The 23,954-nt window shown below is 39.2% G+C and carries 25 protein-coding genes and 1 riboswitch; of the genes, 16 read left to right on the top strand and 9 right to left on the bottom strand.

Features of this window, described 5'->3' with window-relative positions; genetic code table 11:
* Positions 1-51: 51 nt before the first annotated feature.
* Positions 52-1,157 (top strand): IS3 family transposase gene (locus DC487_RS11140; RefSeq protein ID WP_116776356.1). Its coding sequence is split into 2 segments (ribosomal slippage): positions 52-313 and positions 313-1,157, totalling 1,107 coding nucleotides; the frame shifts between segments, so codons are not numbered across the junction.
* 1,388 nt (positions 1,158-2,545) lie between these two features.
* On the opposite strand, the gene DC487_RS11145 is transcribed toward DC487_RS11140, so the two are convergent.
* The gene (locus DC487_RS11145; RefSeq protein ID WP_116776068.1) at positions 2,546-3,871 is read right to left on the bottom strand and encodes a voltage-gated chloride channel family protein; all 1,326 of its coding nucleotides are present in this window, start codon (positions 3,869-3,871) and stop codon (positions 2,546-2,548) included.
* A 27-nt stretch (positions 3,872-3,898) separates the two neighbouring features.
* Positions 3,899-3,966: riboswitch (Fluoride riboswitch) on the bottom strand.
* A gap of 151 nt (positions 3,967-4,117) precedes the next feature.
* Here DC487_RS11145 and DC487_RS11150 point away from each other — a divergent pair.
* The 7 genes from DC487_RS11150 (at position 4,118) to DC487_RS11180 (ending at position 8,751) form a co-directional block, all read left to right on the top strand.
* Complete coding sequence (locus DC487_RS11150; RefSeq protein WP_116776069.1) at positions 4,118-4,447, top strand: ArsR/SmtB family transcription factor; 330 nt, start codon at positions 4,118-4,120, stop codon at positions 4,445-4,447.
* A gap of 47 nt (positions 4,448-4,494) precedes the next feature.
* On the top strand, positions 4,495-4,965 hold the full coding sequence (locus tag DC487_RS11155) for a DUF6428 family protein (protein ID WP_116776357.1): 471 nt from the start codon (positions 4,495-4,497) through the stop codon (positions 4,963-4,965).
* A gap of 10 nt (positions 4,966-4,975) precedes the next feature.
* Positions 4,976-5,392: an arsenate reductase ArsC gene (locus tag DC487_RS11160; protein ID WP_116776070.1), complete on the top strand. Its 417-nt coding sequence runs from the start codon at positions 4,976-4,978 to the stop codon at positions 5,390-5,392.
* Positions 5,393-5,421: 29 nt separating this feature from the next.
* Entirely contained in the window at positions 5,422-6,513 is a 1,092-nt protein-coding gene (gene arsB / locus DC487_RS11165) for an ACR3 family arsenite efflux transporter (RefSeq protein ID WP_116776071.1), read from the top strand.
* Positions 6,514-6,528: 15 nt separating this feature from the next.
* Positions 6,529-7,266 carry a metallophosphoesterase family protein gene (locus DC487_RS11170; protein WP_116776072.1) on the top strand — a complete coding sequence of 246 codons (738 nt, stop codon included), beginning with the start codon at positions 6,529-6,531 and terminating at the stop codon, positions 7,264-7,266.
* 204 nt (positions 7,267-7,470) lie between these two features.
* A complete protein-coding gene (locus tag DC487_RS11175) occupies positions 7,471-7,896 on the top strand; it encodes a DoxX family protein (RefSeq protein WP_239016368.1) in 426 nt (141 codons plus the stop codon).
* 45 nt (positions 7,897-7,941) lie between these two features.
* Positions 7,942-8,751 (top strand): AraC family transcriptional regulator, encoded by an 810-nt coding sequence (locus DC487_RS11180; protein WP_116776073.1) that lies wholly within the window; start codon positions 7,942-7,944, stop codon positions 8,749-8,751.
* On the opposite strand, the gene DC487_RS11185 is transcribed toward DC487_RS11180, so the two are convergent.
* Positions 8,748-11,192, bottom strand: coding sequence for an outer membrane beta-barrel family protein (locus DC487_RS11185; protein WP_116776074.1), 2,445 nt, complete (start codon positions 11,190-11,192; stop codon positions 8,748-8,750). The two genes, DC487_RS11180 and DC487_RS11185, sit on opposite strands and share 4 nt — an antisense overlap.
* A 1,140-nt stretch (positions 11,193-12,332) precedes the next feature.
* Positions 12,333-13,175, bottom strand: coding sequence for a universal stress protein (locus tag DC487_RS11200; RefSeq protein WP_116776077.1), 843 nt, complete (start codon positions 13,173-13,175; stop codon positions 12,333-12,335).
* A 191-nt stretch (positions 13,176-13,366) separates the two neighbouring features.
* Between DC487_RS11200 and DC487_RS11205 the strand changes: the two genes are divergently transcribed.
* Entirely contained in the window at positions 13,367-14,173 is an 807-nt protein-coding gene (locus DC487_RS11205) for an undecaprenyl-diphosphate phosphatase (protein WP_116776078.1), read from the top strand.
* 1 nt (position 14,174) lies between these two features.
* Here DC487_RS11205 and DC487_RS11210 read toward each other — a convergent pair whose 3' ends face one another.
* Both DC487_RS11210 and DC487_RS11215 read right to left on the bottom strand, forming a co-directional pair.
* Positions 14,175-14,852: a potassium channel family protein gene (locus DC487_RS11210; protein ID WP_116776079.1), complete on the bottom strand. Its 678-nt coding sequence runs from the start codon at positions 14,850-14,852 to the stop codon at positions 14,175-14,177.
* 11 nt (positions 14,853-14,863) lie between these two features.
* Positions 14,864-16,246: a TrkH family potassium uptake protein gene (locus tag DC487_RS11215; protein WP_116776080.1), complete on the bottom strand. Its 1,383-nt coding sequence runs from the start codon at positions 16,244-16,246 to the stop codon at positions 14,864-14,866.
* A 153-nt stretch (positions 16,247-16,399) separates the two neighbouring features.
* On the opposite strand from DC487_RS11215, the gene nhaA reads away from it, so the two are divergent.
* The 7 genes from nhaA to DC487_RS11250 all read left to right on the top strand — a co-directional run bounded on the left by nhaA (position 16,400) and on the right by DC487_RS11250 (position 21,428).
* Positions 16,400-17,626 (top strand): Na+/H+ antiporter NhaA, encoded by a 1,227-nt coding sequence (nhaA, locus tag DC487_RS11220; RefSeq protein WP_116776081.1) that lies wholly within the window; start codon positions 16,400-16,402, stop codon positions 17,624-17,626.
* A gap of 120 nt (positions 17,627-17,746) precedes the next feature.
* Positions 17,747-18,049, top strand: coding sequence for a hypothetical protein (locus DC487_RS11225; protein WP_133228541.1), 303 nt, complete (start codon positions 17,747-17,749; stop codon positions 18,047-18,049).
* Between the two features lie 229 nt (positions 18,050-18,278).
* Positions 18,279-18,608: an ArsR/SmtB family transcription factor gene (locus DC487_RS11230; protein ID WP_116776083.1), complete on the top strand. Its 330-nt coding sequence runs from the start codon at positions 18,279-18,281 to the stop codon at positions 18,606-18,608.
* A gap of 48 nt (positions 18,609-18,656) precedes the next feature.
* Positions 18,657-19,127 carry a DUF6428 family protein gene (locus tag DC487_RS11235; protein ID WP_116776084.1) on the top strand — a complete coding sequence of 157 codons (471 nt, stop codon included), beginning with the start codon at positions 18,657-18,659 and terminating at the stop codon, positions 19,125-19,127.
* A 10-nt stretch (positions 19,128-19,137) separates the two neighbouring features.
* Positions 19,138-19,554, top strand: a complete 417-nt coding sequence (locus DC487_RS11240; protein WP_116776085.1) for an arsenate reductase ArsC — start codon at positions 19,138-19,140, stop codon at positions 19,552-19,554.
* Positions 19,555-19,583: 29 nt separating this feature from the next.
* Complete coding sequence (arsB, locus tag DC487_RS11245) at positions 19,584-20,675, top strand: ACR3 family arsenite efflux transporter (RefSeq protein WP_116776086.1); 1,092 nt, start codon at positions 19,584-19,586, stop codon at positions 20,673-20,675.
* Between the two features lie 15 nt (positions 20,676-20,690).
* A complete protein-coding gene (locus DC487_RS11250; protein ID WP_116776087.1) occupies positions 20,691-21,428 on the top strand; it encodes a metallophosphoesterase family protein in 738 nt (245 codons plus the stop codon).
* 224 nt (positions 21,429-21,652) lie between these two features.
* On the opposite strand, the gene DC487_RS11255 is transcribed toward DC487_RS11250, so the two are convergent.
* The 4 genes from DC487_RS11255 to DC487_RS11270 are packed head-to-tail and all read right to left on the bottom strand — an operon-like array spanning position 21,653 to position 23,950.
* Entirely contained in the window at positions 21,653-22,108 is a 456-nt protein-coding gene (locus DC487_RS11255; protein WP_116776088.1) for a DsrE family protein, read from the bottom strand.
* A 14-nt stretch (positions 22,109-22,122) separates the two neighbouring features.
* Positions 22,123-22,752, bottom strand: coding sequence for a TlpA family protein disulfide reductase (locus tag DC487_RS11260; RefSeq protein WP_116776089.1), 630 nt, complete (start codon positions 22,750-22,752; stop codon positions 22,123-22,125).
* 17 nt (positions 22,753-22,769) lie between these two features.
* Positions 22,770-23,348 carry a TlpA family protein disulfide reductase gene (locus tag DC487_RS11265; RefSeq protein ID WP_116776090.1) on the bottom strand — a complete coding sequence of 193 codons (579 nt, stop codon included), beginning with the start codon at positions 23,346-23,348 and terminating at the stop codon, positions 22,770-22,772.
* 38 nt (positions 23,349-23,386) lie between these two features.
* Positions 23,387-23,950, bottom strand: coding sequence for a TlpA family protein disulfide reductase (locus tag DC487_RS11270; protein WP_116776091.1), 564 nt, complete (start codon positions 23,948-23,950; stop codon positions 23,387-23,389).
* Positions 23,951-23,954 lie beyond the last annotated feature (4 nt).

A 23,954-nucleotide genomic window follows, 5' to 3' on the forward strand; every position in this document is an offset into this window, starting at 1 on the left:
AAAAAACAGACAGCTTAAAACTGAACTACAATGTTTAAATTTAAGTTGAAAATGAAGAAGACACGTTTTACAGAAACCCAGATTGTCCGTGCCCTTAAAGAGGGTGAAGAAGGACGTAGAGCAGAAGATATCTGTCGGGAACTAGGCATTAGCAAGGGCACTTTTTACAACTGGAAAAGCCGCTACGGAGGCATGGAAGTATCGGATGTGCAGCGTTTAAAAGAACTGGAGGAAGAGAATTCTCGTCTTAAAAAGATGTTTGCTGATTTGAGCGTTAATCATGAGATTTTAAAGGAGGTCATCACAAAAAAAGGCTGGGGCTCCGGGAACAAAAACAGTTAACCCAGGAACTAATCTTGGATTATAGTTTAAGCGTTACCGGAGCCTGCGCTATGACAGGCATGTGTCGTTCGCAATATTATTATGTCAGCAAGAGAGACGATAGCGCTGTTATCGCTGCTTTGGAAACTTTGTCTTCAAAACATCCAGTTTACGGCTTTCGTAAGCTGTACGCCTATCTTCGACGAGATGGGAAGCCTTGGAATCATAAGAAGGTTTATAGGGTATATAAGCTGCTTAAGATGAATATAAAGCGACGTGGTAAACGCAGATTGCCTACACGAGAACGAATCCCTTTAGAACAGCAAATCAGCATCAATAAAAAATGGAGTATGGACTTTATGAGTGACAGTTTAGCTTCTGGCAACAGATTTAGAACGTTCAATGTTATGGACGATTGTTCGCGTGAAGCTCTTGCTATTGAAATTGGTACTTCTATTTGTTCCCAAAGAGTAACCCGCACTTTAGAGCGGATAATGGATTGGAGAGGCAAACCTTGTAGCATCAGAGTGGATAATGGCCCTGAATTCACAAGTCATCATTTCGACTTGTGGTGCAAGAAACAAGGTATCACTATTCAATATACTCAACCAGGGAAACCAACTCAAAATGGATACATTGAGCGATTCAACCGGAGCTACCGTAGAGAAATATTGGATGCACACCTGTTCTTTAACTTGTCTGATGTAAGAGATCTTACCGATGAATGGATTCAGGAGTATAACAATCATAGGCCACACGAAGGGCTGGGTAATCGTACGCCGATTGAAGCAGCAAGAAAAATATCCAAAAAAGAAGCTGAAGAAGTACTAAAATAAATTAGAAAATAGCAGATTTTGCTGTCTGAAAAACGGGGTACTTACAATTTTAATGAACACATTGTTGCAACAAATAAACACCTGAATCACATCAGCCTCTCTAACTTAATAAAACAAGAGGAGCGATGAGGTAAAGGATATGAACTGTTAGGAATTAGAATTTCTTGTACTTACTTAAATCGAGTCTTAAACTACTCAGTAAAGTGCTACCCAAGTCTCTGATGCTAAACCTGTGGATATGATTACTTAAAGGTGGAAATCTATATGCCTTTGATCGTCGTGCTGTCGAACAAACAGCAAACGTATTTTCAGAAAAGATATATTCTGCTTCAATGGTCGGTGTACTATATTTTTTTTTCATTTCTTCTAGGTAAAATTATTAATTACAAGTGTAATGTTTAAGTAAAAAACCTACACACTCAATATTTTAACTAAAAAAAGAAGGCCAATTTTACTAACCTATTGGAAGTTTATTTAGTATATAGCCAATATTATTTGACCTATTGAACACGAATATACACATTATACTCCCGTTAATACATCAAAACATTAAATATATAATTTATTGATATTAAATGAATTAAATAAAATAATGAACTATACTCATAATTTTATTTTCACAATATCAATAATTTTATTTATAATAATTTTATATTTATTTTAAAATAGCAAAAATATGCCATTAATGCTACCGTGACGCTTTGGACGTTTTATCCCCAACAGAATAAATTATAAGACAAACAATCGTAATTAAACACAATAATTTTACCCATGAAGTTCATTCATTTTAAATGATAAAAATTATGAATAATCTTTTTGACCTAATATTCGAAAATTTACATATCCGCTCGGATTAAGAAATTAACTTTAATACACTATTCATTATCATCTATTTATTAAGTGATATTCGCGCAAAGACATCTCCGTACCAAGGTAGCATGTGACTCAATATGCATTTTCGCTACTTGCTTCATAGCGACTATGGATTAAATTCTCGAAAAAATATATCATTTGAAATTTCCATCACGAAATCAAATATTCAAAATCTAATTGAGACTACTGACAATTTTAGATAATCCTAGTTTGCTCCTAATATTGGCACGCTTCTAAGTATTGCAAAAAATTGATTGATTAGAATTGAAAATTTAAAACAGCATCACATTTTAAAAAAATTTTTATTAAAAAGAACTTTAGATTGGATACCAATAATCAAAATATTCTTATTCCTTTGATACAATTTACGACAAAGTGTTTGGAAAAATCTCCAATAGTCAATCTATATATTATTAATTCATCTAGACATAAAAATATAACTAACTCCAATTCATAACATAATACATCTAGCCAATCCTAAACCGACATAGAGTAAATCCAACTCTATAAGACTGTCATTTTCTAATATTCTTAAGTAGCTCACCCATCCTCTTATTTCTTTGCCCCAGAAACGCAGGATGTTTAGCTTCACCTATTCGTTGACTATTATATATACTGCTGTGACCTGATGCAAAATATGCGGTAATGCAAGCTAGAGCTACATAAAGAGCACCTTCGGAGCCGAATAATTCAATTGCCATCAGGATGCAAGCCAGCGGCGTATTTGTGGCTCCTGCAAACACGGCAACAAAACCCATCCCCGCGAGTAGTCCGGTTGGAATCGGTACAAATAGAGAAATAGCACTACCTAAAGTTGCGCCAATAAAAAAAAGAGGAGTCACCTCTCCACCTTTAAAGCCTGCTGAGAGCGTAATCACGGTCAAAATTAATTTAATAGCAAAGTCATACAAAGATGACGGGACGTAAAATGCTGAAACAATAGAATCTATTCCCAAACCTATATATTTGGTTGTGCCAAGAAGCAAAACCACTAAACAAACGATTATTCCTCCAATAAGCGGTCGTAGTGGTGCATATGAAATTTTAGTCTTAAATAATTTAGTAATCCAGTACATAGATTTACTAAATGTTGCTGCGCATATGCCAAACAAAATTCCTGCAACTATTGCCCAACCTATGTTTATAAATGAAATTTCTGGGACAAAGTCGATAGTATAGTGTGCATGAGGAACGTTCCAATATTTGGCCACAAGATCTGCAAATATTGCTGTAAGAAACGCAGGTAGTAAAGCGTTGTATTTAAGCTTGCCAATTGCATAAAATTCAATTGCAAATAGTGAACCAGCCAAGGGTGTACCGAAAACAGATCCAAAGCCCCCGGCAACTGCTGCGACTATTAGAATACTCCTATCACTTGGTGAAAGTTTGAATGGCTTAGTAAATTGGTCTGCGATTGACCCTGCCATTTGCAGCGCAGTTCCTTCTCGCCCAGCAGATCCTCCGAATAGATGTGTTACAATAGTTCCTAAATAAACTAATATGCCCATCTTAAGAGGCATGATATCTTTTGGTTCATTGATAGTATCAATGATAAGATTATTGCCCGCTTCTACGTTTTGACCCAGTTTATAGTACACTATTCCGACCAGTAGTCCCGCAATAGGCAAAAGTCCTATCAACCATACGTGATTTTCTCTAAAATTTGTAGCCCAGAAAAGGGATTTTAAAAATAATGCAGAAGCAGTTCCAATGAATACAGCAATTATCAAAGTCAACAGTAACCACTTCAGTAGAAAAAAATAGGAAGGGTATTTATTATTAAATGATTTTGCGAACGCAATAGTTTGCTTTAAAATATTGAAAGATTTTAAAAATGACATATCCAACCTGATTAAGTTATACAGCTTAATTAATCAGGCGTCATCAGCATTTATAATGCGGTTGGTTAAGGAAGAGCACCATTTCCTTTTTATCTGATCAAAGATACATGTTTTAAGAAATGGATGCAAATGAAACACTAGAAATAGCTTATCGCATATTTGCTTTGGAAAAGCAACATACAAGAATAGTATCTTAATATAAAATTTGCATCTGTAAAATAACAATCGTAATATTGCGATATAATTATGGGACTTACACGATCTGAAATATTTACTGAAGAGCAGAATTTGCTTGCGAGTTTGCTTAAAGCAGTGGCTCATCCGGCAAGAATTGCTATCCTACAAAGGATAATCCTATCAAATACCTGTATTTGCGGCGATTTGGTAGGTGAACTCGGTTTAGCACAAGCAACTATTTCCCAGCACCTAAAAGAGCTTAAATCAGCTGGACTTATACAGGGAACTATTGAAGGAGTAAGTGTATGTTACTGCATCAATCCCAAAGTATGGAAACTTCTGGAAAATAGGCTTGGAGAATTTCTGGGTTCCTACAAGGGTGCAACGGAATGTTGCTAACTTTTTTTGACCTCATTAATCGTAAAATTGCAATAATACTATTTAATATGAAAATATCGGAAGTAAAGAAAATCCTATCCACTGCGGAAGGTGTAGATTTTAAATTAGAAGGTGGGCAATCCGTTCCCGATCACTTTCATGTGACGGAAGTTGGCGTTATAACTAGGGATTTTATTGATTGTGGCGGAACCGTTCGTCATGAAAGGATAGCTAACTTTCAGCTTTGGGATGCAGATGATTATGAACATCGTTTAAAACCTAGAAAACTCATGGATATTATCTCACTATCAGAAAAAGTCTTGGGTATGGATGATCTGGATGTAGAGGTTGAATACCAATCAGAGACGATCGGCAAATATGATTTAGGATTTGATGGCAAAGATTTTCTTTTGCTATCTAAAAAGACAGCCTGTTTGGCGCTGGATAAATGTGGTGCTCCAACTGAAAAACAAAAAGTTAAATTGATAAACCCCGCTACAGGCAGTTCAGCATGTACTCCTGACGGGGGATGTTGTTAAGTATTATATGATGAAAAAAGTATTGGTTCTCTGTACCGGTAACAGTTGCCGCAGTCAGATTGCAGAAGGTTACCTGAGGTATTTTACTAGCGATAAAACACTTATTTATAGTGCGGGAATTGAAACCCATGGTGTAAACCCCAGAGCCGTCCGAGTTATGAAGGAGGATGGGATAGATCTCTCGAGTCACACCTCCAATAATATTGACGAATACAAGGATGTTGATTTTGATTATGTTATCACGGTGTGTGATAACGCCAAGGAGAGCTGTCCGTACTTCCCGACGAGTGCACAGAAATTCCACTATAATTTTCCAGATCCCGCTAAAGCGCAAGGTTCTGAGGAAGAAATAATGCACCAATTCAGAACCGTTCGCCAGATGATCAGAGATTACTGCTCAGATTTTGTCAGTAAAAACTTGGCTTAGTAGTTTACAAGGTCTTTATAGATAAGCATATGTCAATAACGAATTGCGCTCCTGTCGCGAAAAGGAAGAAATTGGGTTTTTTGGATAGGTACCTTACCTTATGGATATTCCTAGCTATGGCCATTGGTGTGTCCATAGGCTTTTTTGTGCCTTCGTCTTCATTTTTTATCAACTCGTTTTCCAGTGGTACTACTAACATCCCACTGGCCATTGGTTTAATCCTGATGATGTATCCTCCCCTTGCCAAGGTTAAGTATGAAAATATGGGTAAGGTCTTTAAAGATGTACGAGTACTTAGCGTATCATTGTTGCTCAACTGGATAGTAGGTCCGCTACTGATGTTCTTTCTTGCGATGACCTTTTTACGTGATTACCCCGAATATATGGTTGGTCTTATACTTATAGGTTTGGCAAGATGTATCGCCATGGTTGTCGTGTGGAATGAGCTCGCCGAAGGAAACAGGGAATATGCTACCGGCCTAATTGCGCTAAATAGCATATTTCAAGTGCTATTATATAGTGTTTTTGCCTATATTTTCATTACGGTACTCCCTCCATATTTCGGTCTCCAAGGATTAAAGATTGATATTACCGTAGCTGAAATTGCTACTAGTGTTGGAATATATCTGGGTATTCCTTTCGCTATGGGGATACTAAGTAGATATGCTCTAATTAAATTAAAGGGAGAAAAGTGGTTTGCAGAGAAGTTTATACCTGCTGTATCTCCCCTGACCTTAATAGCACTGCTCTTTACGATCGTCGTCATGTTTAGCATAAAAGGTGAACTGATCGTTCAGATCCCGATGGATGTGTTGCGTATCGCTGTTCCGCTGATCCTATATTTCTGCATCATGTTTGTTATCAGCTTTTTTGCTGGGCGTTATTTTGGAGCAGATTACTCTAAGAGTACTTCCATCGCTTTTACTGCTACTGGAAATAATTTTGAACTGGCCATTGCGGTAGCTATCGGCGTATTTGGAATAAACTCCGGCCAAGCATTTGCCGGTGTTATAGGTCCATTGGTAGAAGTTCCTGCGCTGATCGCACTTGTTAATTTGGCGTTCTGGTTTAGAAAGAGATATTACGGTGTAAAGAACATTTCTGAGGAATCTAAGGATTGACAAAAAACGACATATATGAAAATTGCATTCTTTTCTGATATCCATGCAAATTTGCTCGCATTTGAGGCTATGCTAAAAGATTTGGATGGCCAGAGACCAGATGCTGCTTATTGTCTGGGCGATCTAGTAGGATATCACATCTATCCCAATGAGGTTATTGAGGAAATACGCAGACGGAGTATTGCTACACTAAAGGGAAACCATGATAAAAAAGTCGAAAGCATTACTACGACACCTGAATCTTTGAAAGAGAAGGGTTCTAACTACGCATATCACCTTATAACCGAAGATAACCGAAATTATCTTAAAGAGCTTCCGACCTTAATAAACTTAGCATTTACATTCGGGGAAGCGACTTTCAAAATTGCTTTGGCTCATGGAAGCACGAGGCGTATTGATGAGTATATTCTAATTGATACTGATGAAAATTATGTGCTAGAACTTTTGGATGAAGCAGATGCAGACATACTTATTGTAGGACATTCCCACAAGCCTTACCATCGGACTATAGAAACAAAGAGTGGCGTATTTAAACATGTTATAAATTTAGGCTCCGTAGGAAAACCCAAGGATGGCGATCTTAGAGGGTGTTATGCACTGCTTACCATAGATAATAACAATTCCCTATTGCGTCGCAACAGTATCAACATTAATTTTAGAAGAATTGTTTATGATGTGGAAGCATCTGCCAAAGATATAGAAGAAAGTCCATTACCTGCAGAATTTGCAGTAGCTATAAGATCTGGTAAATGACGTCTAATTACTCATTCGTGTTGGGAAGTGGATCTATGTTTTATATTTATTTCACCAGAATATGGCTATACTATGTGTATCACATTACACGTTGAATTGACTTCAATTTCTATTTTAATTTGAAACCATTGTTGTTGAAGCAAGCAAATTGAAGAATGCAATCGTAGACAAAAAGTCAAAAGGAAATAAGTAAAATTTATGTTCATGAATTTCTTAAATACAGATAATGCTAAAACAACTATTCTGATTCGTTTTATGATAGGTGTAGTCTTTGTTTCAGAAGGCATTCAGAAACTTCTATTTCCTGCTGTTCGTGGAGCTGGACGTTTCGAAAAAATAGGCCTGCCACACCCAGATATTCTCGGAAGTTTTGTTGGCACACTTGAAATTATTTGTGGCGTGATGATCTTAGTTGGCCTGTTTACACGGTTCGCAAATATTCCGTTAATGATTATTATGGTAGTCTCTCTAGCAACTACAAAAGCTGATTTATTTGTCAATCAGGGGTTCTGGGAAATGATGCACGGAAGCCGAACCGATTGGGCAATGTTATTAGGCATTACCTTTTTGCTAATAAAAGGTGGTGGCTATGGATCTCTGGACAAAATGATGATGAATTCCCGAAAATGACGCCCTATAACATTGCTGCCGAATATTTATAAATGCTAAAAGATAATGGATAGAAAAGAAATTCAAATAAAAGACAAACTGGAATATCAACGTTTGATAAAGGTTGTGCCCTTTGATCTTTCCAAAAATCTTACTACACCCCATAAGCACAATGGTTACCTAGAGCTAGTCTTTCTTTCATGCACTACAGGTAGAAGTTTTATAGACGGAAGAGAAACAAAAATAAAAAGCCCCTGCTTGTTAGTGATTAAAAAAGATAATGTGCACCATTGGGAATTAACCAATCCAGTTAAAGGATTTGTTCTTTTAGTAAAGAGTCAATTTGTAGAGAGAAGCCTAGACTTGGAGGTCAATAGATTGGTGGATAGAATTGGACAGTTTGATACGATATATTTTAATCAGGATAAGGTAATTGAAAAGCTTTTCGAACTCTTAGCTGTTGAGGAAAATAGGATCTGTCAGGAAGGTTTGTTCAAAGTGATACTGGCAAAAGCCCTTGAGTATACAACGGATTCAACAAAGAGTTTTTCTGTTCAGAAACATATCTACTATAAGTTCTGCGCTCTGCTTAATGAAACGCAGATAGTTGAAAACCACGTCGCTTATTATGCGTCGATCCTGAACACTAGTCCACAAAATCTCAATGCCGCATGTAAAAAAAACATCAACCTAACAGCTTCGGAAGTTTTGGCAGGACACATTATTAAAGAAGCTAAAAGATTACTTTTTTATACAACCAAATCCGTATCAGAAGTGGCATATCAGGTAGGTTTTACAGATAAATCAAACTTTTCAAAATATTTTAAACGATATACCGGACTTTCACCAGCAAACTATCGGAAGCAAAAACCTTAAAATTCTTTTTCGCCAAATTCACTCTTCGGTAATTTTAGCATCTGATTTAACCTATGAAGATTGAAATTCAAATTGACTAGAAATACATTCTTTTCATAAAAATAATTTGTGGTCGTGTGAAAATCTTGGGAGAACGTGGTGATCCTTTGTTCATTCACCTCCCAATTACCAAGTTCTATAAATTGCCACTGCAACTGCGCAGTCATTGCTCCTTTTAGGAATGTTTTGCTTACATTAAAATGTGGCGTCACGAATCGCGAATCCATACCTTGTACAGTAGGTCTTTCTGACAGGTAGTTTATCTGCAAACCAGTGCTCCAATTCCCTGTAAAATCTGCCTGAACACCTGCATTAAAGGAATACACCCAATCTTGATTTGTTCTCGGTTCTTGGTAATCCAGTACTTGTCCTGAAATTCTGTAGTGATATAAATTTACACCAGCGTTGACTTTCAACCAAGGCACTACCTTGTCTTCTCCGCCAAATTCCACGCCATAACGAGATCCTTGATCTGCATTGGTGAAAATACGGCGAAGAATAGTATCTGCATAGACTGAATTTACCCGTTGAATAGGATTCTTAGTATGTTGGTAATAAGCATTCAGAAAGATGCTGCCTTTTTTAATTTTCTTTACCAATCCTGTTTCTGCGTTGGTGGTAAATTCCGGCACCAACTCAGGATCACCTTGTTCAAGTGTTTCGGAATGTTCCCGTTCAGGAATAGGGTTAAGTTCAAAGTTGTTGTTTCGCTGAACCCTTCTTGCAGCTGCTAACTTCCATGACCATCCCGAGCCAATGTCATGCATTAAATTAAAGGTAGGATATAGTTGATGAATAGCATATGGATATTGTTGATTCCTATTTACCAGCAGCAGATCTCGCTGATAGTATTCATATCGTAGACCTAGCGAAAGTTGTATATTCGTGAATTGACGGTCGTACTGCGTAAAGAGCGCATGAACCTTATTGGTAGCATGTAATCTACCTGTGAACTCTGGTATCAATTCCAAATCATTTGTTCCATTTTCTGATGCAAGGTACTCGAAGTTACCCCGCTGGATATCGTTCCTTAACTGGTATCCCGATAATACATCGGCATTTTTCAACTTCCAGTTATGTTGTAACATGAGTCTTAGCCCTCGCAATGGATTAGTATAGGCGTTATTCGTCCATTGTACCGTGTCTGTTCTACTTTCTATATTACCATTTCTAGTTGAACCATAGATGTTAGCATATTCGTTGATTGCGCCTAATTGCAGAGAATGAGCGGCATTAATCTTATATTGATAGGAGATATCCAATAAATAAAATTCTCCTTGCTTATTTTGTAGGTTAGGATTGAAATAGTTTATGCTGGATAATTCTTGACCCGAAGAAGGTTGAATCGTTCTATTGGTATAATAAATATCAGCAACGCGATCTTGAAACTTTCGACTGGCCAATACGCCCACATTGAAAGAATGCTTGTCGGATAATTCATAGGAGCCGCTCAATCTAATTCCAAAATTATATTTGTCAAAGCTGCGTTCACCCTCCGAAGGAAAGAAAGTTTGTCGGTCTCCAATGATCGTATTGACGTCCCCCTCACGAAACCCCGCATTGTCATTTCTTAAGTAGTTTACCGAACCAGTAAGTTCCAACCTGTCATGCCTATACTGGAAAGCAATGTCACTCCCGAAACGCTTTTGGCTTTCGCGGTTATTGTAATCATTAATACTTGGTAGCCCACCCTGAAGATTGAGTATCCATGCAAATCCGTTAGTGGTAGATTTTCTTGTCTTTAGATTGATAATACCACCTTTGCCATCAGGATCAAATTGCGCGGTAGGACTAGTTATATATTCTACTTCTAGAACATCATTTGCTGCTATTTGATTTAAGATAGTCTCAGGATCGAGCAGGGATGGTTTCCCATTGACTAACACGATCATCCCAGTATTGCCCCGCATACTGATATTCCCGTTAGCATCTATGGATGCAGAAGGTAGGTTCTTAACGATATCTAATGCCGTTCCTCCTACTGCGTTCTTAAATAGGCTAGCTTGGTAGGTCTGTCTATCACTACTGTGTTTTTGTCCTGACTGACTAGCTGTTATTCTTACCTTTTCTACACTATTTGTGGCACTGGAAATCAGGACAGATCCGATATCGGTTACTGTATGATCTTTTATTTCGACAGTTATTTCTTTTTTATTATAGCCAATAAACTTGACAAGTAAGCGGTATTTCCCGTTATGTAGAGCGGAAAAATTAAAAACACCAAATGAATCTGTTGTCATCCCATTAACAACCTTGTCATTACTATCGATTAAATTAACACTGGCATAGGCTACCGCAATATTATGAATAGAGTCTTTAACGACTCCTGTAAGTTTGGAACTTTGTGCATAAGCTATCTGAAACGCAAATAAAAAGCTGATCAGAGTTAGAAATCTGGTCATTAAGTCTAGTTTTTTTTAAAATTAGGAAAGAATACTAGAGAGCCAATGTGTATTTTAAATTGTACTCTTTTTTATTCAAATAAACCTCGTTGCATATTTATCTCAGGACACATGTAAATAGTATTTATAACAAATTCGAGAGAGATATTTCTCCTTGAATATTAATAAATATGATAATATCGCAATATGGATTTGGGTCTAAGGGGTATAATGAGGTAAATATAAGTAGATCAATAGAAGAGAACGGTTCCACTCCAGGCGTTTTCTTCTTTATTCAATTTGGATTTAAACTTCAGCTGTTTGAGGCAGGTTGTTGCGAATCTTACACCAGCTACGGCGAAAATGAATGTACTCTTTTACCAGTAAGTTGTGAAGCCGAAAACTTTTAATCAGTTGGTATATATTTTTAGCTACACTTTTAGCTGGATAAGAAGTTAAGATCTGTTCTTTTTTCGCTTTAATTTTCAGCTAATCAACACCTTGTTGATTCATGAAGATATAGTAAAAGACCGTACCAATAGCATAACACAAAACGTCTGCCCAATCAGCTACAAATAAAGGCTGCAAGAGTGGAAATATAACTTCTGCAATTATACTTACCAGCAGGAAATAGTGAAACAAGGTAATTTTTGACAAAGTATATTGACTTGATCTTCCAACAATATATCTCCGCTCCCAGAGAACAATATGTAGTGTAATAGGCATCATCAAGATGGGATCCAGATAGGAGTCTATCCATGTCAATTGTATACCCAGTATCCATTGTAAGATTTGATGTGAGATAAATAGCAAAGAAAAGCATATAAACCACGGATCCAGAAAGTGTGCAATACTTTTTTTCAAAGTAATAAAAAGAATATTAGACCACCAATGATAAGCATGACGGGAGAACATGCCAGAACAAACAGTATAATTGGAATTTTAAGTATGGATTTCCCAACCTGAACCCACCTTGAATCTTCAGGATCAGGTTTGCACCATGCGCTAAATTTGCCAATCTTATCGGTTACCCAATCCCAAAGCTGTGTTCTTGTACTCTTTGCATTAAATCCCATAAATGTAAGCGATTGCTTAATGTATAAACAACGATGTTACCCCATAGTTCTAACCAATTGTATTTAGGGACTGTCTGGTATCTACTTATACCATTTTCCCAGCTAGAAAGACCGGACAGCGAGGATTCAATATAATTGCCTTGGCCAAACTTTTCTGGAAAAGGTTTTCAAAAAAGTTTCGATCGTGAGCTAGTGTAAGCAAACACATGTCTGCACTTGACTGCTCCAGTATTCGATTAACTGTTTCAATCGTTTCGGGCTGGTCAACAATTGCATTTTCTAACTGCATTTGTAATATCGGCTTCAACACGCTGTGCCAAGATTCAAGTTTTGCAGCAGTTTGATCCGCTATCTGTTCCTTGGATAAAATATGAATGAGAGATATTTTAGAGAAGTATTCTTTGAATATTTTAGCGAATACATTACCAGTATACTTATCATCTTTATGGAAATCGCTAAAAAACACAGCATTCAAGCTACCGTTCATAATATAGTTATGGGGTACAACGATCAGCGGTTTAACCACCGATTTTGCTACATGGTAGGTATTGCTTCCTATCAAGTCTGCCCGAATTCCCGATGCACCATGCGTGCCCATGACGATGAGCGATATTTGATCGGTCTTGCAAGCGTGTTCCACGGACTCCAATAGCGGACCCTCAAACAATGTACTTTGGATCTCAAGATTATTACCTTTGTCCAGCTTAAGTTTACCAAGGAATTCTGACATTCCTTTTTCAGCGCCAATGGCCGCGCGTTGCTTATCGGTTTGATTGGCCAAGGGGCTCTGGAATGACGATGTGAATGGTTGATAAGCGTGCAATAATTCTATATTGCAATTTAGCAACTTTGCCAGTGAACAGGCATAGTGAGCTGCCGAGAGTGCGTTTTCAGAATAATCTACAGGTACTAGTATTGTATTTGCCATAAGACGGAATGTGTGGTCTATGTGTTCTGGATCATGCTAAGTTAAAAAAAATCACTGATTACAGGCAGCCAGTCTGCCGGGTTTACCTTGAATATCCGTAACGTTTTTAAAAAAAACTTATAAGTTTGCACGATCACACAAGCAGGAAGGAAACTCGAGCCACCTGTCAAATAATAGCAAAATAATAATCTATGGAAGAATTAAAAGCACTGATTGTAGGAATTGTACAGGGATTTACAGAATTTTTGCCGGTCTCCTCAAGCGGCCACATCGTTATCGCACAGGAACTTTTAGGACTGGACTTTGGTGAAGAGAATCTCACATTCGCCATTATACTGCACTGTGCGACAGCGCTGAGCACGATCGTAGTATTCCGCCATGATATATGGAATATTATAAAAGGACTGGTAGCCTTTAAGGACAAAAATGCGATGGGTTTCGCCCTTTATGTTGTGGTGTCTATGATCCCTGCCGCAGTGGCCGGACTGTTTTTTCTTGAGCAACTCGAAACCCTTTTTTCTAACCTGCGCGTAGTAGGATTCTCACTCTTAATAACAGCGCTGCTGCTATATTTTGCCGATCGGCAAACTGACAATACCGGTCAACTTTCTGCCACAAAATCTTTTTTTATCGGACTCGCGCAGATGATGGCGGCTATCCTTCCGGGACTCTCGCGCTCAGGAAGCACGATTGCTACAGCGGTCATTTTAAAGATCGATCGGACAGTCGCAGCACGTTTTTCCTTTTTAATGGTGCTCCCGCTAATATTGGGCGCTACACTTAAAAAGATCTTCGATAGTTCAGGCAGCGCGTCCCCTTCCACCCAGACAGTATCTGTTGCCGCTTTGGCGCTCGGTTTTTTAGCGGCCTTCATATGTGGCCTGATCGCCTGCAAGTGGATGATTGCTCTGGTTAAACAGGCTAAGCTTGCTTACTTTTCCTATTACTGCGCGCTTGTGGGGTTTGGTGTGCTCGTGTATACCTTTATTGGCGCGTAGGTTATAAAAAAGACTTAATGTTGTCGTTGTGGCCATAAAGCACTAAAATATCATCCTGCTCCAGAACAGTATCTGGTCGGGGTATGCCGTGCAGTATGGTCGTGACGATGCTTTTCCCGAACGAGGATTCTTTCCGGGTGTTTTTTAATATGGTAAGCACGAGCAGTTCATATTTTTCCCTAAAGCCCACATCCATGATCGTTTTTCCAACCTGTCGGCTTGGAACCAGTACCTCCACAATTGAATACTGGCTATTAAGCTCGAAAGAGTCTATTAGATCAGTCATGCTCAACCTTTTGGACCAACGCTCAGCCGATTCTTCCTCGGGATGGGCAATCTCATCTACGCCAATAGCCTGTAGCACCTTTTCGTGCAGATGGTTCACGGCACGGCTGATCAGACGTTTTACGCCTGCTTCCTTGCAGAGCGCAGTCACCATGATATTAGCTCCCTCGTTTTCTCCTATCCCTACAACCACAATATCCGTATTGCGCAATGGCAGTGTTAAAAAAGCAGCCTCATCGGCAGCATCCAGACAGATGGTATGCGTAATTTTTTCCTTTAATGCAGTTACTCGCTCTATACGCTGGTCTACCCCGATCACCTCGTGACCTTGTCGGGTCAGTTTTTGAGATAGCGAAGCGCCAAAATTTCCAAGGCCTATGATGATAAATTTCATATTATAAAATGCTAATAGATTGTGAGTTCTTCCGATGCATATCGGTACTGCAGATGTTTAACCTTTTTGATTACTGCAATCAACATGGATAGCATCGTTACCCGGCCGATAAACATGGTAATGATAAGAATGATCTTACTCCCAATAGTGAAGCTGCTGGTTACGTTGAGTGACAGCCCTACCGTACTGTAGGCCGAAAAGCATTCAAAAGCAATATCCATGAGTGGCTTACTAGGTTCAAAAAATGAGATAAGTATAATAGCCACGCCAATTGTGATCAAGGAAAGAAACATGGTGGCGAAAGCGCGCTGGATAGTGACCGGGCTAATTTCCCGGCGGAAAACTTCCGTACGATCCTTACCCCTGGCCAGACTAAATACGTTTAAAACCGCTACGGCGAGTGTACTTGTCTTGATCCCGCCACCGGTACTGTTTGGTGAAGCACCGATCCACATCAGAAAGATTATAAATATAATACTGGAAAACTCCAATGCAGCAAAATCGACACTATTAAAGCCAGCAGTCCGAGGCGTGGTAGCTGTAGCAAATGCAATTACCCATTTACCAAAACCATCGTGGGAGGACAATACATTACGGTATTCATTGGCATAAATAAAGATTGTGGCAAAAACCGATGCCAGCAGGGTGGTGATCAGATTGATCTTACTGTTTATATTAATTACCCACGGCTGAAAGAAATATTCACGTTTGCCCAACTTCCCAAGTATCCGGCGTGCCACGTGGCGTAAATACTTCAGGATATTAACCACAATTGGAAAGCCCAATCCGCCAAGAATGTACGTGGCAGCCAATAAAAGCTGGAAAGTATAATTATTCACGTAGCCCGCAGTAGCAGCTCCAGATGGCAGAATAGAAAACCCTGCATTACAAAATGCGGACACCGAATGAAATATGGCTATAAAGAGCTGATCAGCAAAATGCAGATCTTGGTCTGAGATGCTAAAGAAAATGAAAATGCCGCTAATCAGCTCTATACTAAATGTGATGTAAACTGTACGCCGGAGCAGAACAAAAACTTCCGACATCCGATCCGTGTTGGAAAAGTTGCCAATAGCAAGTTGGTTTTCATACGTACTGCCCCCTTTTAAAAAGTAACTGAACAGACCTGCGAAAGACAAAATACCGATACCTCCAGCTTGAATTAGCAGCATGATTATGAATTGGCCCATTCGGGTAAAATAGGTTGCTGTGTCAACCACTGCGAGTCCTGTAACACATACAGCGCTGGTGGAGGTGAACAGCGCATCAACCCAGGAGAGTTCAGCCTGAAGGGCAAATGGCATTTTTAATAAAATACAACCTGCCAATATCAGAAGCATGAAGCTCAATACAAAAAGCTGCGCTGGGTTATATAACTTCTGTCTACTTACCATGTTTATTATTGGGCATAAAAGTAGGAAAATTCGCGGAACTGCCACCCAGAACCTTTAAATTTGCGATGGGACTACTTAGTAGCTAACTATTTGTTATTATAGAAAACGCAGCCTAGTTTTAGTCAATTAAAAAGATCAATAAATAATTATCTGATGCAAAGAATAAACTTAACAGTATTCAAGAACTTTTTCCAATCTGCAAATGCCGGAGGTATCCTGCTATTGATATGTGTTTTACTCTCTCTGGCAATAGCCAATAGTCCTTTCAAAGATAATCTCCATGCTTTTTTAGATTACCCTTTAGGTAAAGACTTCGGTTCTGTTCATCTTCGATATCCTATTCTGCTGTGGATAAATGATGGTCTAATGGCCATATTTTTTCTTTTGGTCGGTCTGGAAATAAAGCGCGAGGTAGTGGAAGGCGAGTTGTCATCACCAAAGAAAGCATCGCTGCCCATATTATGTGCTATAGGTGGAGCTATTGTACCTGCACTAATTTATTTAAGCTTCAATAGTGGTACTACAACTGAGGGTGGCTGGGGTATCCCAATGGCTACTGACATCGCTTTTGCACTGGCCGTGATCAACATTTTAGGTAAGAGTATTCCGGCGAGTTTAAAAATATTTCTGGCAGCACTTGCTATAGTAGATGATCTGATTGCCATATTGGTCATCGCATTTTTTTATTCTTCTGGTATAGAGCTGAGCTATCTTATGTACGCGGGGATCGGTTTAGTGTTGTTAATCATCATGAATCGTCTCAATATACTCAACCCCTATTTATATCTTATTCCCGGTGTGTTCGTTTGGTATTTTGTGCATCATTCTGGCATCCATGCTACCATAGCTGGTGTTCTTGTTGCCATGACTATTCCTACAAATGATACGGAAATAGAATCTCCCTTAGAGCGACTAGAACATGCATTAGTTCGTCCTGTAAATTTTTTGATTATCCCACTTTTTGCTTTCGCTAATACGAATATTACCCTGCAAAGCGAGATGATCGATGGATTAGCCGCGCCACTTGGCCTAGGAATCACTTTGGGACTGCTATTGGGAAAACCCATCGGAATATTTCTCACCACATTGCTCTGCGTTAAGACCAAAATTGGATTATTGCCAAAAGGAAGTAATTGGATACATATTATAGGTGTAGGATTGCTGGCCGGAATTGGCTTTACGATGTCCATTTTTATTGCGCTGCTTTCTTTTTCAGATCCTCTACATGTATCCGAGGCGAAGCTATCTATTCTGCTAACCTCACTATTAGCAGGAATTATAGGCTATCTACTTCTGTATTTCAGTCCCAAGAAAACTATTTCCGACAATAAGAAGCTCGATAACGAGACCATTACCATTGGAAAATCCCTTGACGAATAGAAAATGCCGTAAAGGCTTAGGAACATAGGTATGCATCACTTGCTTAAAGACCTTTTTAAGACCTCATTGATGTAAAACAAAATCCGATTTTAGATGCTTTTAGAAATAAATTGGTAAGAGATGATACGTAAAACAAGTGAAATGAACATCGATGGTGGCCAAATTGGTGAGGTAGTATACAGATATTATCCCATACATTCTGACCAGAGTGATCTAGATGGTTACGGAATGTATATGAATGATGATGGGGATGTTGCCTGCTGGTGCGAAATCGATGATTCGCGTGGCAAATTATATATCAATAAATCGGTTTCAGGCGCCAATCTGCAAGCAGCACTTGAAAATTTTGCGGCATACTGCAAAGCAAAATTCCCTAAAACCCAATTTGATGATTTCGAGAATGTGGAATTATTCAATCAGTAATTCTAAGCTGCATAAAACGATCATTTCGACTAAGATGTAGGTATTGTATGATTCCTTTCTATAATTAAATACACGTATATTTTATAGCATAGAAATAATTCGACGCATTTTAATATGAGATAGTTATAAGCATATAGTTCGTTTTGTGAGACAGATCTTGATTTCTTATATCATATTGATAATCTAATTTGCATCTATAAAATAACTATCGTAATATTGCGATATACTTATGGGACTTACACGATCTGAAATATTTACTGAGGAGCAGAACTTGCTTGCTAGCTTATTTAAAGCGATGGCTCATCCGGCGAGAATTGCGATCCTACAAAGGATAATCCTATCAAATACCTGTATTTGCGGCGATCTGGTAGGTGAACTTGGTTTAGCACAAGCAACTATTTCCCAGCACCTAAAAGAACTTAAATCAGCTGGACTAATACAGGGAACTATCGAAGGAGTAAGTGTTTGCTATTGTATCAATCCCAAAATATGGAAACTTCTGGAAAATAGACTTGGAGAATTTCTGGGTTCGTATAAAGGTACAACTGAGTGTTGTTAACCTTTTTTTGCTCTCATTAATCGTAAAATTGCAATAATACTATATAATATGAAGATATCAGAAGTAAAGCAAATCCTTTCCAATGCGGAGGGTGTCAATTTTAAATTAGAAAGCGGACAATTTGTACCTGAACACTTTCATGTCACTGAGGTAGGTGTCATAACCAAGGACTTTATTGATTGTGGCGGAACCGTTCGTCACGAAAGAGTAGCGAATTTTCAGCTTTGGGATGCGGACGATTATGAGCATCGTTTAAAAGCAGGGAAGTTAATGGATATTATATCTCTTTCAGAAAAGGTCTTGGGTATGGATGATCTGGATGTAGAGGTTGAATACCAATCAGAGACGATCGGTAAATATGATCTGGGATTTGATGGCAAAGATTTTCTTTTGATATCTAAAAAGACAGCCTGTTTGGCGCTCGATAAATGTGGTGTTCCTTCTGAGAAACAAAAAGTTAAATTGTCAAACCTTGCTACAGGTAGTTCATCATGTACTCCTGGCGGTGGCTGTTGTTAAGATTTATATCATGAAAAAAGTGTTGGTTCTCTGTACCGGTAACAGTTGCCGTAGTCAGATTGCAGAAGGTTACCTGAGGTATTTTGCTAACGGTAAAGCGCTTATTTATAGTGCGGGAATTGAAACCCATGGTGTCAATCCCAAAGCCGCCCAAGTTATGAAGGAAGAAGGGATAGATCTCTCTGGTCATACCTCCAATCACATTGATGAGTACAAGGATGTTGATTTTGATTATGTTATCACGGTGTGTGATCATGCCAAGGAAAGTTGTCCCTACATCCCAACAAATGCACTAAAATTCCATTATAACTTTCCTGATCCCGCCAAAGCACATGGTTCGGAGGAAGAAATAATGCACCAATTCAGAGCAGTTCGCCAGTTAATCAGAGATTACTGCTCAGATTTTGTCAATAAAAACTTGGCTTAGTAGTTTACAAGACCTTTACAGATAAGCACATGTCAGCAACAAATTGCGCTCCTGTAGCGAAAAGGAAGAAATTAGGATTTTTGGACAGTTACCTTACTATATGGATCTTCATTGCTATGGCCATAGGTGTGTCCATAGGCATCTTTGTTCCCTCGTCGTCATCTTTTATAGGATCGTTTTCCAGCGGTGCAACTAACATTCCGCTGGCCATAGGTTTAATCCTGATGATGTATCCTCCCCTTGCCAAGGTTAAGTATGAGAACATAGGTAAAGTCTTTAAAGATGTGCGTATACTCAGCGTATCATTGGCGCTCAACTGGATAGTAGGGCCGCTACTGATGTTCTTTCTTGCGATCACCTTTTTGCATGACTACCCAGAATATATGGTAGGCCTTATCCTTATCGGTCTGGCAAGATGTATTGCAATGGTTGTCGTGTGGAATGAGCTCGCCGAAGGAAACAGGGAATATGCTGCCGGATTAATCGCGCTTAATAGCCTTTTCCAAGTACTCTTGTACGGAGTCTTTGCCTATATTTTTATTTCGCTACTTCCTCCATATTTCGGCGTGCAAGGATTAGAGATTGACATTACCGTAGCTGAAATTGCTACTAGTGTTGGAATATATCTGGGTATTCCTTTCGCTATGGGGATACTAAGTAGATATGCTCTAATTAAATTAAAGGGAGAAAAGTGGTTTGCAGAGAAGTTTATACCTGCTGTATCTCCCCTGACCTTAATAGCACTGCTCTTTACGATCGTCGTCATGTTTAGCATAAAAGGTGAACTGATCGTTCAGATCCCGATGGATGTGTTGCGTATCGCTGTTCCGCTGATCCTATATTTCTGCATCATGTTTGTTATCAGCTTTTTTGCTGGGCGTTATTTTGGAGCAGATTACTCTAAGAGTACTTCCATCGCTTTTACTGCTACTGGAAATAATTTCGAACTAGCTATTGCTGTAGCTATCGGCGTATTTGGAATAAATTCCGGCCAAGCATTTGCAGGTGTTATAGGTCCTTTGGTAGAAGTTCCTGCACTGATTGCCCTTGTTAATCTGGCATTCTGGTTTAGAAAGAGATATTACGGTGCATCGACCTTATCTGAGGAATCTAATGATTGATAAAAAACGACTCATATGAAAATCGCTTTCTTTTCTGATATCCATGCAAACCTATATGCTTTCAAGGCTATGCTAGAAGATTTGGACAGCCAGAGACCAGATACTGCTTATTGTCTGGGCGATCTAGTAGGATATCACATCTATCCCAATGAGGTAATTGAGGAAATACGCAGACGGGGCATTGCTACTCTAAAGGGAAACCATGATGAAAAAGTAGATAGCATTACCACTACACCGGAATCTTTGAATGAGACTGATGAGAACTATGCATACCACCTAATAAGCCAAGATAACAGAGACTATCTAAAAAAACTTCCAACACTCATAAATATTGGGTTTACATTCGGGGAAGCAACTTTCAAAATTGCTTTGGCTCACGGAAGTACAAGACGTATCGATGAATATATCCTGATTGATACTGATGAAAACTATGTGCTAGAAATTTTGGATGAAGCAGATGCAGATATCCTTATTGTTGGACATTCCCATAAGCCTTACCACCGGATTATAGAAACAAAGAGCGTTGTATTTAAACATGTTATAAATTTAGGCTCCGTAGGAAAACATAAGGATGGCGATCTCAGAGGGTGTTATGCATTGCTTACCATAGATAATAACAGTTCCCTATTACTTCGCGACAGTATCAACGTTGAATTTAGAAGGATTGATTATGATATGGAAGCATCCTCCAAAGCTATAGAAGAAAGTCCTTTACCTGCAGAATTTGCAGTAGCTCTAAGATCGGGACGATAGTCAGTCTAGTTATTCTTCGTTTTGTGAGACAGATGACCTTATTTACGTATGAGTATTTTACCTAGTTTATGTCTTTAGAATTTTTGGTAGCACTTACACGAGGGCTTCACTAATTTATCATTTATCGAATCTATTCTTTTTGTCGCAATCCTTCAATTTGTGAGAAAGATTCCAAATTAGATATATGTACAATGTGAACCTAGGTCTGTATAAATCAAGTGTAATTAAGGGTGGACGATTGCCCAACCCTCATATTGCCTTAATATAATCTCTCCGTTACCGCTCGGAACGTAGTTCACGAAATCAAACAATTCGTTCTTTCCAATCTTTCGCTCCGCCATCGTTTTTTCGCATTGGACGAATACAACACCCTTGCTTTTCAGCGCAAGCAATAATTCCTGATAGCTATTTGTTTTCTTGTACATTTCCACGCCGTCAGAAAATGCGATGACCTCAATATGCAGTTTGCCTTTCAGTCTTGGGTCGGTCAGAACGTTATTGATATTGCGAAGTATGCCCCTCACATTTTTGTCGTCCGCTTCGTTCAGGATATAGAGTGCGTTGTAATGCTTTTTGTATGCTTTTGCAGGCTCAAAAACGGTATCTGTTTTTTGTTGTGCAAAAACGCCGATTGACGTAAGGCACAACACGCCTATCAGCAGGGCTTGTAGTTTTTTCATTTTATTTCTTCGTTTTATTGTTCATTAATCAATTCCTCTATCTGTTTCACGAATTTGTCGGATGCGTAATTGGCAAATCCCGTGTGATGAAACCTGACTTTTCCATTCTTATCCAGTACGACCGTAGTGGGCAATGAACCGGAGTACACTTCTGCCGGAACAGTACCGTTGGACTGATACATTGGCACTGAAAACTTTTCCTTGTCCAGATATGCCTTACCCGTTGCGGGGTCGTTGTCCTCGTTGATGGTCAGGAAGTACATATCGGGATTGTCCTTGAACTTCGTATAAAGCGTTTCAATGGAGGGAAATTCAGCCCGGCAGGGCGGACACCACGATGCCCAAAAGTTGATGAACACGACCTTGCCCCTTAAGGACGAGGTACTTTGAACGCTTCCCTTTCCGTCCGTAAAATTAAAATCTGCATTGGCCTGGTTCGCTGTATCCATTTCCGGTTTATCCATACTCGGATTAAAAAGCCCTGTTGCCATTAACTGCCGAAGCAGGAACGATTTTGCATCGGGGCTTATCAGCAATATCCCAATGGCGGATACCATCAGGATAGTAAAGGTGTTTTTCTTCAGGTGCTGCCAGAGTTTATTTGCAGGAGGTTTCTTTTTTTTAAGCTCTTTATTGTTCAACATAATTTCCGTTTTACCTGTTAGTTACTTTCGACCAATTCATTGATGGCTCGCACCATTTCGGGGCTTGTATAATCTCTGGCGCCCTCTATTCGGGCTATCATATCCCCGCTTTTGTCCAGTATGACCGTTGTGGGAATGGAGCCTGCCAAATAATCCGGCGGAATATCCCCGGCAGGAACATAGACGGGTAAATCATATTTGTTCTTCTTCATAAAGGCGGTGGATTTTTCCATCTTGTTGTCCACATCCACCATCAGGAACACGACGTCGTCATTGTCCTTGAATGACTGTCTTAGCCTGCTGATGGAGGGCATTTCGTGAATGCAGGGCGGACACCACGTCGCCCAAAAATTGATGAATACGACCTTTCCTTTTAATGCGCTTAAAGAAACGGTTTTGCCATCCTTGTCCGTAAAGGAAATATCCGAAGCTGTCGAAGCCGGAGCTTGTGCTCCCGTGACTTCTGCCGTAGGGGTATTCCGGTTCTCTTCCTTGTCCTCTTTGTTCCTATCCGTATTTCCGCAGGCTGCCAGCGCAATGGCTGTGATGATGAACATCCCGGAACGAACCGCCAGATTTTTAAATTGTATTTTCATAACAAATTCTTTTATGGTTTTTTATTAATCTCATTTTTCTATTCACTCAATAGCTTCTTCATCAGGTCAACCACTTCCTTTGAAGAATAGTCTGCACCGCCGACCTGCCAGCCTATGATATTGTTATGCTTATCTACTATAATCGTAGTCGGGATAGAACCTGTAAAAAGCTCACGGGGTATTTCGCCATCGAGAACGTGTACGGGCAGGTCATTTTTTTTGTTCTTCATCCACTTTTTTGACCTTTCCATATTCCCGTCCACATCGACCATCAAGAACACCAAATCCTTATTGTCCTTAAAGGTCTTCCGCAATTCAATGATGGAGGGCATTTCGTGGACACAAGGCGAACACCAAGTCGCCCAAAGATTGATGAAGACCACCTTTCCTTTTAACGAGTGTAACGAAATGATTTTGCCGTCTTCGTCCTTGAACTTCAAATCAGGTGTTTGCTGCGCACCGGGCACTAATGGCCGCTGCCCATTAGTGCCTTGATTTGCGGTCATATTGCCGTCAATGCCATTTCCGTTCATCGATGCGTATGCCCATCCCGTAATGACCATTAGCGGGAGCAGGGCTATTCTTTTGATGTATGCGTTCATAATC

The sequence above is a fragment of the Sphingobacterium corticibacter genome (genome assembly GCF_003076635.1).
Lineage (GTDB): Bacteria > Bacteroidota > Bacteroidia > Sphingobacteriales > Sphingobacteriaceae > Sphingobacterium > Sphingobacterium corticibacter.

Coding starts and splice junctions, on each gene's coding strand:
- DC487_RS11180 (WP_116776073.1), top strand. CDS start 7,942: ATGGATAGAAAAGAAATTCAAATAAAAGACAAACTGGAATATCAACGT.
- DC487_RS11225 (WP_133228541.1), top strand. CDS start 17,747: ATGATACGTAAAACAAGTGAAATGAACATCGATGGTGGCCAAATTGGT.
- DC487_RS11250 (WP_116776087.1), top strand. CDS start 20,691: ATGAAAATCGCTTTCTTTTCTGATATCCATGCAAACCTATATGCTTTC.
- DC487_RS11210 (WP_116776079.1), bottom strand. CDS start 14,852: ATGAAATTTATCATCATAGGCCTTGGAAATTTTGGCGCTTCGCTATCT.
- DC487_RS11235 (WP_116776084.1), top strand. CDS start 18,657: ATGAAGATATCAGAAGTAAAGCAAATCCTTTCCAATGCGGAGGGTGTC.
- DC487_RS11155 (WP_116776357.1), top strand. CDS start 4,495: ATGAAAATATCGGAAGTAAAGAAAATCCTATCCACTGCGGAAGGTGTA.
- DC487_RS11215 (WP_116776080.1), bottom strand. CDS start 16,246: ATGGTAAGTAGACAGAAGTTATATAACCCAGCGCAGCTTTTTGTATTG.
- DC487_RS11270 (WP_116776091.1), bottom strand. CDS start 23,950: ATGAACGCATACATCAAAAGAATAGCCCTGCTCCCGCTAATGGTCATT.
- DC487_RS11160 (WP_116776070.1), top strand. CDS start 4,976: ATGAAAAAAGTATTGGTTCTCTGTACCGGTAACAGTTGCCGCAGTCAG.
- DC487_RS11240 (WP_116776085.1), top strand. CDS start 19,138: ATGAAAAAAGTGTTGGTTCTCTGTACCGGTAACAGTTGCCGTAGTCAG.
- DC487_RS11230 (WP_116776083.1), top strand. CDS start 18,279: ATGGGACTTACACGATCTGAAATATTTACTGAGGAGCAGAACTTGCTT.
- DC487_RS11265 (WP_116776090.1), bottom strand. CDS start 23,348: ATGAAAATACAATTTAAAAATCTGGCGGTTCGTTCCGGGATGTTCATC.
- DC487_RS11145 (WP_116776068.1), bottom strand. CDS start 3,871: ATGTCATTTTTAAAATCTTTCAATATTTTAAAGCAAACTATTGCGTTC.
- DC487_RS11185 (WP_116776074.1), bottom strand. CDS start 11,192: ATGACCAGATTTCTAACTCTGATCAGCTTTTTATTTGCGTTTCAGATA.
- DC487_RS11260 (WP_116776089.1), bottom strand. CDS start 22,752: ATGTTGAACAATAAAGAGCTTAAAAAAAAGAAACCTCCTGCAAATAAA.
- arsB (WP_116776071.1), top strand. CDS start 5,422: ATGTCAATAACGAATTGCGCTCCTGTCGCGAAAAGGAAGAAATTGGGT.
- DC487_RS11175 (WP_239016368.1), top strand. CDS start 7,471: ATGAATTTCTTAAATACAGATAATGCTAAAACAACTATTCTGATTCGT.
- DC487_RS11200 (WP_116776077.1), bottom strand. CDS start 13,175: ATGGCAAATACAATACTAGTACCTGTAGATTATTCTGAAAACGCACTC.
- DC487_RS11150 (WP_116776069.1), top strand. CDS start 4,118: ATGGGACTTACACGATCTGAAATATTTACTGAAGAGCAGAATTTGCTT.
- DC487_RS11255 (WP_116776088.1), bottom strand. CDS start 22,108: ATGAAAAAACTACAAGCCCTGCTGATAGGCGTGTTGTGCCTTACGTCA.
- nhaA (WP_116776081.1), top strand. CDS start 16,400: ATGCAAAGAATAAACTTAACAGTATTCAAGAACTTTTTCCAATCTGCA.
- DC487_RS11205 (WP_116776078.1), top strand. CDS start 13,367: ATGGAAGAATTAAAAGCACTGATTGTAGGAATTGTACAGGGATTTACA.
- arsB (WP_116776086.1), top strand. CDS start 19,584: ATGTCAGCAACAAATTGCGCTCCTGTAGCGAAAAGGAAGAAATTAGGA.
- DC487_RS11170 (WP_116776072.1), top strand. CDS start 6,529: ATGAAAATTGCATTCTTTTCTGATATCCATGCAAATTTGCTCGCATTT.